We start from the raw sequence: 13,476 nt of genomic DNA, 5'->3' as shown, positions 1-13,476 counted from the left end.
GATTCGCCAACCGTAAAGTACGCCGCCAGAAACGCCGAAAGCCGCGCCTTTTCAGGTCGCGGCTTTCGGTGTCAGGGCAACGAAACGGTTAGTGGGCGAACAACGAATTGCCCTTCTGCCCCGCCAGTTTCTCCGGCTTGATCAGGAACCGCGCCAGTGCCGGCAACAGCCACAGCGCACCGAACATGTTCCACAGCAGCATGAAGGTCAGCATCAGGCCCATGTCGGCCTGGAACTTGATGGCCGAGAAGATCCAGGTGCACACACCGATGGCCAGGCACAGACCGGTGAACAGCACCGCCTTGCCGGTGGACTTCAGCGTCTGGTAGTACGCCTCTTGCAGCGGCAGGCCGGCACGCAGGAAACTTTCCAGGCGGCTGTAGATGTAGATGCCGTAGTCCACACCAATCCCCACCCCGAGCGCCACGACCGGCAGGGTCGCGACTTTCACGCCGATGCCCATGAAGGCCATCAGAGCGTTGCCGAGTACCGAGGTCAGCACCAGCGGCAGCACGATGCACAAGGTCGCCGCCCACGAACGGAAGGTGATCATGCACATGACCGCCACGCAGATGTACACCAGGATCAGGATGGTCAGCTCGGACTTCTTGATCACCTCGTTGGTGGCCGCCTCGATCCCGGCGTTACCGGCCGCGAGGATGAACTCCAGGCCTTCCTTGTTGTTCTCCTTGGCGAACTCCTGCACTGCATGCACCGCACGATCCAGGGTCTCGGCCTTGTGATCGTTGAGGAACACCAGCACCGGCGCCAGGGAACAGCTGTTGTTGTACAGGCCGTCAGCGCGGGCAATGGAGTTGTTCAGCACATCAGGGTTACGCGACAGGGTTTCCCATTTCAGGTTGCCCTCGTTCATGCCCTTGATCATTTGCTTGGACACGGTCACCAGGGAAATCGCCGACTGCACGCCCTCGGTGTTCTGCATCTTCCACATCAGCTCGTCGATCGGCCCCATGGCTTCGTAGCGCGAGCAGCCTTCGGCCTTGGTCTTGACCATCACCACCAACACATCGGAGCTGGTGGAGTAGTTGTTGATGATGAAGTTGTTGTCCTTGTTGTAGCGCGAGTCCGGACGCAGCTCCGGGGCACCCTGGTCGAGGTCGCCGATTTTCAGGTTCTGGCTGTACCACAGGCCGCCGCCAAAGGCGATCAGTGCCAGCAGGATGGAAACCGGTGCGACTTTGGCGCTGGCAAAGTTCGACAGCAGGCGCCAGAACGGGTGTTCGCGCACCGCGTCTTTCTTGCTGCGCTCGACAGCACGTTTGCTGATGCCGACATAGGAAATCGCCACCGGCAGCAGGATCAGGTTGGTGAACACGATCACCGCCACACCGATGGAGGCGCCGATGGCCAGTTCACGGATCACACCGATATCGATGATCAGCAACGTGATGAAACCCACGGCATCGGCGAGGATCGCGATCATCCCCGGCAGGAACAATTGACGGAAGGTGCGACGCGCCGCCGTCAGGGCATTGTCCGCTTCACTCGATTGCAGGGCGATCCCGTTGATCTTCTGCACGCCGTGGGAAATACCGATGGCGAAGATCAGGAACGGCACCAGCATCGAATAGGGGTCGAGCCCGAAGCCGAAGAAGTGCATCAAGCCCAGTTGCCAGACCACCGCCACCAGCGTCGTGCTTAAAACGGCGACGGTACTGCGCAGGCAGTTGGTGAACCACAGCAGGAGGATCAGGGTGATGACGAAGGCGATGCCGAAGAACATCACCACCATCACCAGGCCATCGATCAGGTCACCGACTTTCTTGGCGAAACCGACGATGTGGATCTTCACGTTCGGGTTCTGCGCTTCGAACTTGGTGCGGATCTTGTCCTCAAGCTCGTGGGAGAACTGGCGATAATCCAGCGCCAGCAGCTTGCCCTGGTCCTGCGGGTCCGGGTAGGACTCCAGCAGCGGAATGTCGACGATGCTCGACTTGAAATCGTTGGACACCAACCGCCCGACCTGACCGGACTTGAGCACGTTGTTGCGCAGCAAATCGAGGCTGGCCTGGGAGCCGTTGTAGCTCTGCGGAATCACTTCGCCGCCGGCGAAGCCCTCTTCGGTCACTTCGGTCCAGCGAACGCTCGGGCTCCACAGCGACTTGAGGCCGGAACGGTCGACACCGGAGATGTAGAACACCTCGTCGTTGATCTGACGCAGGGTCTCCATGTACTCCTTGGAGAAGATGTCGCCATCGGTGGCTTCCACCGAGATCCGCACGGTGTTGCCCAGGTTCGCCAGATCGTTGCGGTGCTCCATCATCTTCTGGATGAAGGGATGCTCCAGCGGGATCATTTTCTCGAAACTGGTGGACGGACGAATCAGCGTCGCCTGCCAGAACAGGAAAATACTGACCAACAGGCAGATCGTGATCACTGCCGGGCGGTTGTTGAAGATCAGGCGCTCGAGGAACGTCGCCTTGTCCTGGTGATGAGTACTCAAGGAAGTCATAGCTCCGCCTTCTTATTATTAACCCGGCTCATTTGCCCGACTCGGTGCCGTTCGGCGAAGTGACGCGAACGCCGCCCTGCCCGGCCAGAACCAGATTGCCATTGCCTGCCGCAGTCACTGCCGAGACCGAAATACGGTCCGGACGGTTGACCACCTTGAAGGTTTCGCCATTGTCGCTGCTGCGAATCACCGAACCGCCGTTGCCGACGATCACGATGGAACCGTCGTCGAGCAGCGTGCCGCCGGACAGCCCGAACTCCAGGTCGCCACGTTCAGCCTTGAGCTCGACCTGGTCCCAGGTGGTGCCGAAATCCGTGGAACGGTAAAGGTTGCCGCGCAGGCCGTAGGCCAGCAGCGTATTGGGCTGCGCCGTGCCGATTACGCCGAACAGCGAGCCTTCGTACGGACCTTCGAGTTTCTCCCAGGTCTGACCCCAGTCCGCGGAACGGAACATGCTGCCCTGCTCGCCGACAATGAACAGCCCGGCGTCCTTGACCGCGGCGATCGCGTTCAGGTGGTACTGGTCTTCGTTGTCGAGGCGGTCGCTGGCGTCTTCCCAATGCTTGCCACCGTCGGTGGTTTCCATCAGCGAGCCATAAGCGCCCACGGCAAAGCCGCTGTCGGCGTCCTTGAACCAGACATCGAGCAGCGGCGATTCGCGTTTCAAATCTTCGAACTGCTTGGTCCAGGTCGCGCCGCCGTCCTCGCTGGCGAGGATCTGCGCGTCATGACCGACGGCCCAACCGTGCTTGTCATCGACGAAAAACACCGACGTCAGCAGGGCCCGGGTCGGGACCTTGGCCTGGGTCCAGGTGGCGCCCTGGTCATCGGAATACAGGATGTGCCCACGATCCCCAACCGCCACCAGGCGCTTGCCGGCGTGGACGACATCGAGCATCAGGCTTTTGGCAGCCTTGGCGGATTCAATGGAATAAACAACATCGGATGCTGGCGCCGCCGCGGCCAGCGCAGGTGCCGACAGCATGGCAGAGCCCAACAGCGAGAGCGCTGTGGCCAGCAACGCGAATTTGCGTAATGCCGGCGGGCGGCAGGTACCCACACCCATGACAGGCTCACTCATAGACCTTCTCCCATTATTATTGTTAGGTCGTTCAACCTTTCTGGGCGCCGCAAGGGTGCGTGTCTGGACCGGCTGTTTCAGAGCATAGTCCTGAAACCCGCAATCCAGAGCCCCTTCGGAAGCTGGCCTATCCTATCGGTGTTTTTTAATGTCTGACAATCGACGCCACGTTATCTTTTGTTAACCGGGGGGATGGGGGGGTGTTCTGAATGGTTGGGTATCAGGTGGGGTGATTGCGGGTATGGTGGTTGTGTTCGGTGTTCGGTGTTCGGTGTTCGGTGTACATATCCGTTACTGCGGTAACGGCTGCTTATCCAATCGGTGTACATATCCATTGCTGCGGTAACGGCTACTGACGGTTTCGCTCTTACAGCGACTCACTTTTCCAAACGCCGAAAAGTAAGCAAAAGGCTTTGCCCCGACGTACGGCACCTCGCCAAGGCTCGGTGTTCCCTCGCTACGGTGTCCATCAGGGGGCATCGCCTCCGGTCTGCTTCGCGACGACCTCCTCTCGATGTGTTCGACTTCGTCGAACGGCGCTACGCGCCTAACCCCCTGATGAACACCTACGCTCGGCCTGCCGAAGGGGCAAAAGATCAAAAGCCAGATCAAGATCAAGATCAAAAGCCAAAGCCAAAGCCAAAGCCAAAGCCAAAGCAGATAGGGGTTTCTGAAAAATTGGGTGCAACCAGATGAGACTCAGTTGGCTGTCAGGCCGCCATCGTCGGAACGCCGCCCGGACCAAGCCTGCTCCCACAGAAGAGCAAAGGCAGAGCAGCCCACACCACCGCGTCGCTCCTCACCACTCATCAGGCCGAGCGTTAGCTCGCCTGCAGCTTTTGATCTTGATCCACCCGCCCCCTCGGAAGGCTGAGTGGAGGTGTTTATCTGGGGATTGGCGCGCAGCGCCGTTCGACGCAGTCGAACACATTGCATGTAGGTCGAAGCGAAGCCGACCGGAGGGCAATGCCCCCGGATGAATACCGCAGCGAAGGAACCCCGAGCCTAAGCGAGGGGCCGTACGTAAGGGCGAGACCTTTTGGTTCCTTTTGGGGCGTTTGCCAAAAGGGACTCGCCGTAAGGGCGAAACCGCCAGCCGCCATTACCGCAGAAACGGATATGTACTCAATCAACCAAGAGCCTGGTCGGCCCGAAGGCCGCCAAGGTCAACAACAGACTCAAGCCAAACTCTTGCTGACCACTTCAAACACATCACTGGACAACTGCCCCGAAGCCCGAATCCGCTCAAGCTCCCCCTTCATCAAAACCTGACGAGCACTGTCGTACTTGCGCCAGCGAGTCAACGGCGCCAACTGCCGAGAAGCAATCTGTGGATTGAAGCCATTCAACTCAATCACCAGATCAGCGAGGAAGCGATACCCCGAACCGTCGGCCGCATGGAAGTTGATCAGGTTCTGCCCGGCAAACGCACCGACCAGCGCCCGTACCTTGTTCGGGTTCTTGATGTTGAACGCCGGGTGCTGCATCAACGCCTTGGTCCGTGCCAGGCCACCAGGCAACACACTGCCCGCCTGGACACTGAACCACTGGTCCATGACCAACGGGTTGTCCTTGAAGTGCTCGGCGAAGCTGGCCAGCGCCTTGGCCTTCTCGGATTCGAACGGAGAATTGACCAGCACGGCCAGCGCGGTCAGGCGCTCGGTCATGTTGTCGCACGCATCGAACTGCTCCAGAGTCGCCGCCACAACTTCCGGCTTGCCGCTGAGCATCAGGTACGACAGCGCAATGTTCTGCAAGGCACGACGGGCAAAGTGCTCGGCTTCGGCCACGTACGGCGTCTGCTTCGACAATTCGCGATTGGCTTGATAACGCAGCCACAGACCTTCGAACAACGCCTCGGCCAATTGCTTGCGAGCAAATTCACGGGCGGTGTGAATGGCATCGACATCCGCCACGTCGCTGATCTCGGTCAGGTACGCCTCGCTTGGCAGCGAGAGCATTTCGGCGACCATGGCCTGATCCAGCGACTCATCCGAGAGCACCGTGCGCAGCGCCGACACCAGACGCTGATCGAGTACCAGCGCTTCGCCTTTCTGTTGCTGGGCAATCAGCTCTTGCAGCACCTGCACCGACAGTTGCTGACCAGCATCCCAACGGTTGAAGCCGTCGCTGTCGTGCTGCATCAGGAACATCAACTGGTCGCGGTTGTACGGGAAGCTCAGCTTCACCGGCGCCGAGAAGCCGCGCAGCAACGACGGCAGCGGTTGTTCGGCGATGTCGACAAAGGTGAAAGTCTGCTCGGCTTCGGTCACGGATATGACCCGGGTTGTACCTTGGGCTGCGACTTCACCGGCAAGACGCAGGGCAATCTCGCCACCCTTGCTGTCCAGCAGGCCCAGCTCGACCGGGATCACAAACGGCAGTTTTTGCACCTTGTCCGGGGTTTCCGGGCAGCTCTGGCGGAAGGTCAGGCTGTAAGTTTTCGCGGCTGCGTCGTAGGACTCGCTCACCGCCAGACGCGGTGTACCGGCCTGGCTGTACCAGCGCTTGAACTGGGTCAGGTCGACACCATTGGCATCTTCCATGGCCTTGATGAAGTCATCGCAGGTAACGGCCTGGCCATCGTGGCGTTCGAAGTACAGGTCGCTGCCTTTGCGGAAGCCTTCGGCACCGAGCAGGGTGTGGATCATGCCGACCACTTCCGAGCCCTTTTCGTACACGGTCAGGGTGTAGAAGTTGGAAATCTCGATGAAGCTGTCCGGGCGCACGGCGTGGGCCATGGGGCCGGCGTCTTCGGCGAACTGGTGGGTGCGCAGGTACGCCACATCCTGGATGCGCTTGACCGTGGCCGAGTTCATGTCCGAGGAGAAACCGGCATCGCGGAACACGGTGAAGCCTTCTTTCAGCGACAGCTGGAACCAGTCGCGGCAGGTCACGCGGTTACCCGACCAGTTGTGGAAGTACTCGTGGGCGACAATCGCCTCGACCCGCTGGTGCGCGGCGTCGGTAGCGGTTTCGGCCTTGGCCAGCACGGCGCTGGAGTTGAAGATGTTGAGGCCCTTGTTCTCCATGGCGCCCATGTTGAAGTCATTCACGGCGACGATCATGAAGATGTCCAGATCGTACTCGCGACCGTAGACCTCTTCGTCCCAACGCATGGATTTCTTCAGACTGTTCATTGCATGCTGGCACTTGTCGATGTTTTCCGGCTCGACATAAATGCGCAGCGCCACGTTACGCTCGCTCATGGTGGTGAAGCTGTCTTCGACGCACCACAGGTCACCGGCCACCAGCGCAAACAGGTACGCCGGTTTCTTGAACGGGTCTTCCCAGGTCGCCCAGTGCCGGCCCTCTTCGCCAGGACCGGAAGCGATCGGGTTGCCGTTGGACAGCAGCACCGGATAGCTGTGTTGTTCGGCGACGACCGTGGTGGTGAAGGTGCTCATCACGTCCGGACGGTCGAGGTAATAGGTGATCTTGCGAAAGCCTTCGGCCTCGCACTGGGTGCAGAACATCGTGCCGGACTTGTACAGGCCTTCCAGCGCGGTGTTGGTTTCCGGGTGGATCCGGACGCTGGTGTCGACCGTGAAGGTAGCGCTGGTCGGGTGCAGGGTCAGGTGATTCTCGGTCAACTGGTACTGCGCCTCGGAAAGCGCCTGGTCGGCCAGGGTGACCGACAGCAGTTCCAGCTGCTGGCCGTCCAGCACCAGGGGCGGCAGGCCCGGGCCACGCTCGGGGTTGCGGCGCATCACCAGTTGCGCATGGACCAGGCTGTGGTCCTCGAACAACTCGAAGGTCAGGTGTGTTTCGTCGATCAGGTACTCGGGCGCCTGATAGTCCTTGAGGTAGATCATCTTCGGTTGTTCGGTGCGCATGCTGGAGTCCTTACTGATGCACGGCGAGCTGGTAAGCCGTGTATTTACGAATATTGATCACGCCGGTATCGAAGATCAGGTACTGGCCCTTGACCCCCATCAGCGTGCCTTCGGCAATCGGGTTCTTGTCCAGGTTGAAGCTGACGATCTTCGCCGGGTACTGCTCGACCGGGTAGCGGATTTCCAGGGGTTCGACGTCGGTCACCGGCTGGATCGCCTGCAAGCCAAATCGCTGCTGCAGCCCGAGCAAGCCTTCAGCGCAGCTGTCGAACAGTTGATCGCGGACCTCGGCCAGGTTCACCGCCGCCGCATCGCCCTTGAGCAAAGCACGCCAGTTGGTCTTGTCGGCCACCTGGCTGCGGAACAGATCCTCGACAAAACCGGACTGCTGGCGGGTCGAGACGCGCATGATCGGCAAGGCCTGGCTCGCACCCTGGTCGAGCCAGCGGGTTGGCAACTGGGTCGCGCGGGTAATCCCGACTTTGACCCCCGACGAGTTGGCCAGGTACACCACATGGTCGGTCATGCAGAACTTCTCGCCCCACTCCGGCTCCCGACACGTTCCGGCGTCAAAGTGGCAGCGCTCCGGGCTCATGATGCACACGTCGCACTGGGCCAGTTTGGTCATGCACGGGTAGCAGTAGCCCTGGCTGAAACTGGTCTTGGTCTTGCGTCCGCAATGGGTGCAGTGGATCGCCCCCAGGTATTCCAGGCGCACCGTGGTGCCGATCAACGGATTGACCGGGACCTCGGTTTCGCCCAGACGGAAAGCATATTGCACGTTCGGCCCGTCCAGGCGCGCCGACATTTTGCTGATTGCACCGCGGCCAAGCTCGATCAATGGATGGCATCCGACTTGAACAGGATATTGGGCACTTGAATCGACTTGGAGCTGCATTCCTGCGGGCCCATATAGCCGGTGCGCTGGTCCTCGGGCAGGTTCTGGATTTCCCAGGCGATCATCGCCTGCAGCGACAGCTCGCGTTGTTCGGCGGTGAGTTTGCCACCGTCGGACCATTTGCCGATTTCCACGGCCAGTTTCAGGCTCTCGTAGATCTCGTGGGTGATGTTCTTGATCATTTCGTTAAAAGAGGACATTGGGTCTCCGTCTCTTTATTGCATGTTCTTAAATTAGGCGGCCAGTTTACGGCGGTTATACAAACCGCCCAACAAACCGGTGAAGCATCCGATGAGTAACCCGCTGACGTGGGCCGCGTTGGCGATCTCGCCGAAGCCGATCATCGAGACCAGCCCGGACAGGCACAGCAGCAACCACACCAGCATCATCACCAGCACGCCACGGGGCAGGCGATAAGCCGGGTTCGGCGCCAGCAGCTGGAAGATCCAGCAATGCCCGAGCAGGCCGTACAGCACGCCGGACAAACCGCCGAACAGGGTCGGACCGCTGAAGAAATACTGGGCGAAGTTGGACACCAGACTGAACAGCAAGGTCAGGCCGATCAGGTTGATACTGCCCTGGCGCGACTCAATGCGCCGCCCCAGCTCCCAGTACCACATGCCGTTCATCGCCAGGTGCAGGATGCCGAAGTGGATCAGCATCGGCGTGACCAGGCGCCACCACTGTCCCGCCGCCAGGCTGTCGGCCAGTGGCGTGAAGTGGAGGTACTCGCCGACCACGCGGAATTCGAGGAAGGTCAGCCAGCGCATCGTTTCAAGGTTGTCGCCCAGCATGGTCACCGCGCCGACGATCAGGCTCAGCAGCAATACCAGCGCGGTGGCCCTGGCGTATTTCAACTGCTCGACGAACCCCGGGCGCTTGACGGTTTGCGCCACCGGAATGTCCAGCTGCTGATCGGGGTCACCCGCCGGAAAACGTTCGTACAGCGCACGCACGTCTTCACTGATGTTGTCCGGCACCCACAGCACCTGCTCGCCAGCTTCTTCACTGACCCGGTGGGGCACCTGCATGCGTTTGAGCAAGGTGACGAACCCGCTCAAGTCCACCGCCAGGGGCAGACGCAATACCGCTACAGCACTCATTGCAGCACCTCCGGCCGCTCGACATCGACCCAGACGAATTTTTGCGGATCCAGGCGGGTTTCCTGGTCCAGTCGGTAGGCAACCAGTTTGCCGTACAGCACCGCGCTGTAATCCAGACAGGCCAGGTTCGGCCGGATCGGTGCCGGCTTGCCGCTGCGCCAGTAATGGCCGACGAACAACAGCGGCTCATCGATGCCATAGCGCAGCAAACTGTTCTTTTCGGTGGACGACAGTGGCGTCATGGCCACGGGCTCCGGCAGTGCATCCGGTTGGAACACGATGTCGCCGTAGGTTTTCGGATCGTCTTCCCAGAACTTGGTCCGGAAGAACGAACGTACCAGGCCGTCGCCGCTGGTCATGGTCAGGCCATGGGGCAAGCGCATGTCCGTGCCGCGCAGCAGCCGGTCGAATACGGTGCAGGCAAAGGAGCCCGACTCCGCCGAGGCCTGGAGAAAGTGCTCATCGACGCAACCGTTGGGAAACAACGCGCGCAGCGGCTCGATCAGCCCGGCATCCCAGCAGGCGTGGACCACGCGAAAACGCCCGGCATCGACGAACAATGGCAATTTGTAGAACCATTGCTGGAAGTCGTGCCAGTCACCCGGATGGTGTTCGAACTGGGTCAGGGTTTCGTGCAGCAGGCGGGCATGGCGCGGCGTGTGCTCGCGCACGAACTGCTTGCCGCTGCCGGGCAGCGCCGGCGTGCTCCAGCCCAGCGCATTGAACTCATGGTTGCCCATGATGCACAGTGCCTGGCCGGCCTCGACCATGTCGTGGACGATATGCAGTGCCTCGCGAATCCGCGGGCCGCGGTCGATGATATCGCCGACGAACACCGCCATGCGCGAAGCATGTCGCCAGACGCCACCCTGCTTTTGATAACCGAGTCGGTCGAGCAAGTGCTCCAGGGTCAGAGCGCAACCGTGCACGTCACCGATCAGGTCGTAGCTACGCGCGGGATCGAGCATCAGTCGCCTCCACCCCCCAACTTGCTGCCCCAGCCGAGCTTGGTCCGGCAGACTTCATAGTAGTTGTGGTCCAGCGGATGGATCAGCCGCAGTTTCTGGGCTTTCTTGCTGACGGTAATGGTGTCGCCCGGCGCGCAGGTAAAGTGGTTCTGCCCGTCACACGAGACTTGCGGGTAAATCTGCATATCCTTGGACACGACGATTTTCAGCTCACTGTTGCCATCGACCACGATCGGTCTACCCGACAAGGTATGGGGGTACATCGGCACAATCACAATAGCGTCGAGCTTGGGATGCATGATCGGCCCACCGGCGGACAGCGCATAGGCGGTGGAACCGGTCGGCGTGGCGACGATCAGGCCGTCGGCCTTCTGGCTGCAGACGAACTGGCCGTCGATGTACAGCTCGAATTCGATCATTCGCGTGGATTTGCCGGGGTGCAGCACCACATCGTTCAAGGCATCGCCCTGGCCGATGGCCTCGCCGTGGCGGCGGACCTCGGCCTGCAACAGGAAGCGGTTTTCCACCAGATAGTGGCCGTCCAGCACTTCGGCGACCTTGGTTTCCAGCTCGTCGGGACGGATGTCGGTGAGGAAACCCAGGCTGCCGCGGTTGATGCCGAGCACCGGAATATTGTGCTTGGCCAGTGCCCGGGCCGCGCCGAGCAGACTGCCGTCGCCACCGACCACGATGACCATGTCGCAGACTTCGCCGAGCATCTTGCGCGACGAGGTCTGCAAGCCGTGCCCTGGCAGCACTTCGGCGATGGTGTCCTCGAGGATCACGTGCAGGTGACGATCGAGCAGAAACCGTTTCAGTCGGCGGACGGTATCCAGCACCTGGGAACTGCCCAGGCGACCGATGATGCCGATATTGCGAAATTGCTCCATGGGGCTCCTGCGGGGATCTGCGTGGCGGCGAAAACCACGATTATGGGCGAAAGCCGCCCGTAGACAAAATCCTTTCAGCTTCAAGGGTGTGCCCGGGTTTCAGGCTATGCTCGCAAGATGATGCTATTTCCCGATTTGCTCCACCTGCCCCATCAGTTACGCCATCCCGAAGTGCGTGACCTGGCGTGGGTCATCCTCGCGCCGCCCATGCTGAACGAAACCCCGTGGCCACAGCGCCACCCGCTGGCCGGCAGCGACTGGGTGCAGGCACCGGATCGGCTGGAGCATTGGCTGCGGCAGCTGGATCGGGACAGTTATGGCCTGTTGCACTGGCTGGCCCAGGCCCGCACCCGACGCCTGGGCCTGTATTACGAACGCCTCTGGCAATTCGCCGTGCAGCATGCACCGGGCATAGAACTGATTGCCGCCAACCTGCCGATTCGCCGCGAGGGGCACACCCTGGGTGAACTGGACATGCTGCTGCGCGACCGCAACGGCGTGCATCACCTGGAACTGGCGATCAAGCTCTACCTCGGCCCGCAATCCGGCGACGGACACGACACCGCCCAGTGGCTGGGCCCGGGCTGTCACGACCGGCTCGACCGCAAACTGGCGCACCTGAGCCAGCATCAATTGCCGATTTCCGCTCGCCCCGAGAGCCGTGAAGTACTGGCGGCGCTGGATATTCAGGCCTTCAGCGCGCATTTGTGGCTCGGGGGTTACTTGCTGTACCCGTGGCCCGGACAGGCCGCCTCGCCGTCGGGTGCCCATCCGCAGCATTTGCGCGGTCGCTGGTTGCATCAAAAGGATTGGCCGGCGCTGTTGGCCCAGAGCCCGCCCGGTCGCTGGCAACCCCTGCCCCGCCACGCCTGGCTGGCGCCGGCGCATTATTCGGCGGAACACACCTGGAACCCCGGACAGATGCAGGCCTGGCTGAATGACCTGGACCCGTTGGCACCGGCACAACTGCTGGTGCGCCTGACGGAGAATGCCAGCGGTGACTGGGAAGAAGCCGAGCGATTGTTTCTGGTGGCGGACCTTTGGCCGAATGTGCCGGGACAGGGTTGAGCTTTGCTGTGTATGAGCTGGCCTAAACGGAAAACCTCGCCGAATCACATCACAAGCGAATCACATGCCCCTCGACAGGTGGGACCTGGCCATGGAACAAGCGGGAAATGACGCTTTGCGCCGCCTCGTAACCCCGACTTTCAATGACCTCCAGCAATGGCTTTTCACTTTCCGTGACTTGCTGAAAAAACCGCTTCAACCCTTCGCCGACATGCTGGCTGACCCCTTCCGGCCCCCATTCGGCATTGCGCTTGCGGATCTGGATCGGCGCAAAAAAGAACACCGGTTGCGGCCCCTCGATAGCCGTCAGCCGTGCCTCATCAGTACTTTGCGCAGAGCCGGCGAAGCAGCTGTAGACCAGTTGCCCGGCAAAGTGCTGGTGGATCTGATCACGCAGATTCAGGTCGCCGGAAAAGTCCACGTACAGCGTAGGACGGTCATTGGCGAGGCTGGCCAACTCGGCATAGGACACCACGTGTTCGTAACAGCCAAGGTTTTCGACAAACGCCTTGTTGCCGGCGGACGTCAGTGCCACACGCTCCAGTTGCGGATGATTTTCCAGGCAGACTGCCGTGCCGTAGGCGGTTTTGCTGGAAGCGCTGGAGAACACCAGGCGGGTCGCATCGAAAAACCGATTGTCCTGCAGGAAGTCCGCCAGCATCGATGAGGTCAGAAACAACGGCTTGAGCAGAATCTGCAGATTCTCGGTTTCAGGGCGGTAGTACAAATCCCAACTGCAACGTGTGTATTGGTTGTACGCCGAGGTCAGCCCCGATCGGTGCTCGGCCCCATCGTAAAAGCCACGCTCGGTGACCCGCTCCGGGCGCATCCACAGGTGGCTGGCCAGCGGAAAGTAACCGTAGAAACGTTCGCCCACCTCGATGCTGTCCACCTTTGACGCAATGACGTCGGCAAACCCCCAAGCCGGGACGTGGCCCCAATCCGCCAGGCCTGTAGGAAAGAATCCCCAGTAGTTCATGGAATTGCCATAAGCCGCGTACGTAATGTTGTTAGTGGTCAATGCGCAACGATCAATCTTCAAGATCACCTCGCCGTCCGCCGGAATCAGGCTACGTTGCTCCTGCTCTATTCGGCTCTGGTCCAGGGCGTTTTTACGGGTAATCAGGCGTGTTACCGTGGTGAAATCTTGCATGTTCGG

The 13,476-nt window shown here is 60.6% G+C and carries 10 protein-coding genes; 1 reads left to right on the top strand and 9 read right to left on the bottom strand.

Going from position 1 to position 13,476, the window contains the following annotated elements; genetic code table 11:
- Positions 1 to 88: 88 nt before the first annotated feature.
- The 8 genes from AABM52_RS13575 to AABM52_RS13540 all read right to left on the bottom strand — a co-directional run bounded on the left by AABM52_RS13575 (position 89) and on the right by AABM52_RS13540 (position 11,249).
- Positions 89 to 2,473, bottom strand: coding sequence for an RND family transporter (locus AABM52_RS13575; RefSeq protein ID WP_347912258.1), 2,385 nt, complete (start codon positions 2,471 to 2,473; stop codon positions 89 to 91).
- Positions 2,474 to 2,501: 28 nt separating this feature from the next.
- Positions 2,502 to 3,554, bottom strand: coding sequence for a YCF48-related protein (locus AABM52_RS13570; RefSeq protein WP_347912257.1), 1,053 nt, complete (start codon positions 3,552 to 3,554; stop codon positions 2,502 to 2,504).
- Between the two features lie 1,178 nt (positions 3,555 to 4,732).
- Positions 4,733 to 7,390, bottom strand: coding sequence for an aminopeptidase N (gene pepN / locus AABM52_RS13565; protein WP_347912256.1), 2,658 nt, complete (start codon positions 7,388 to 7,390; stop codon positions 4,733 to 4,735).
- Between the two features lie 10 nt (positions 7,391 to 7,400).
- Positions 7,401 to 8,231, bottom strand: a complete 831-nt coding sequence (locus AABM52_RS13560) for a DUF2797 domain-containing protein (RefSeq protein WP_347912254.1) — start codon at positions 8,229 to 8,231, stop codon at positions 7,401 to 7,403.
- A complete protein-coding gene (locus AABM52_RS13555; RefSeq protein WP_347912252.1) occupies positions 8,228 to 8,488 on the bottom strand; it encodes a DUF1315 family protein in 261 nt (86 codons plus the stop codon). Before AABM52_RS13555 ends, AABM52_RS13560 begins: the two co-directional genes overlap by 4 nt.
- A gap of 33 nt (positions 8,489 to 8,521) precedes the next feature.
- Positions 8,522 to 9,391, bottom strand: coding sequence for a rhomboid family intramembrane serine protease (locus AABM52_RS13550; RefSeq protein ID WP_347912250.1), 870 nt, complete (start codon positions 9,389 to 9,391; stop codon positions 8,522 to 8,524).
- Complete coding sequence (locus AABM52_RS13545; protein WP_347912249.1) at positions 9,388 to 10,359, bottom strand: metallophosphoesterase; 972 nt, start codon at positions 10,357 to 10,359, stop codon at positions 9,388 to 9,390. The genes AABM52_RS13550 and AABM52_RS13545 overlap by 4 nt, the downstream gene beginning before the upstream one ends.
- Entirely contained in the window at positions 10,359 to 11,249 is an 891-nt protein-coding gene (locus AABM52_RS13540) for an NAD(+) kinase (RefSeq protein ID WP_008016128.1), read from the bottom strand. Before AABM52_RS13540 ends, AABM52_RS13545 begins: the two co-directional genes overlap by 1 nt.
- A gap of 117 nt (positions 11,250 to 11,366) precedes the next feature.
- Between AABM52_RS13540 and AABM52_RS13535 the strand changes: the two genes are divergently transcribed.
- Positions 11,367 to 12,317 carry a DUF1853 family protein gene (locus AABM52_RS13535; RefSeq protein WP_347912248.1) on the top strand — a complete coding sequence of 317 codons (951 nt, stop codon included), beginning with the start codon at positions 11,367 to 11,369 and terminating at the stop codon, positions 12,315 to 12,317.
- A gap of 49 nt (positions 12,318 to 12,366) precedes the next feature.
- Here the strand turns inward: AABM52_RS13535 and AABM52_RS13530 are convergent, their stop codons facing one another.
- A complete protein-coding gene (locus tag AABM52_RS13530) occupies positions 12,367 to 13,470 on the bottom strand; it encodes a DUF2855 family protein (protein ID WP_347912247.1) in 1,104 nt (367 codons plus the stop codon).
- Between the last annotated feature and the right edge of the window lie 6 nt (positions 13,471 to 13,476).

The sequence above is a fragment of the Pseudomonas grandcourensis genome, assembly GCF_039909015.1.
Classification (GTDB): Bacteria; Pseudomonadota; Gammaproteobacteria; order Pseudomonadales; family Pseudomonadaceae; genus Aquipseudomonas; species Aquipseudomonas grandcourensis.
Note: the sequence above shows the minus strand (reverse complement) of the source record. Positions and strands in the feature narration are given on the sequence as shown.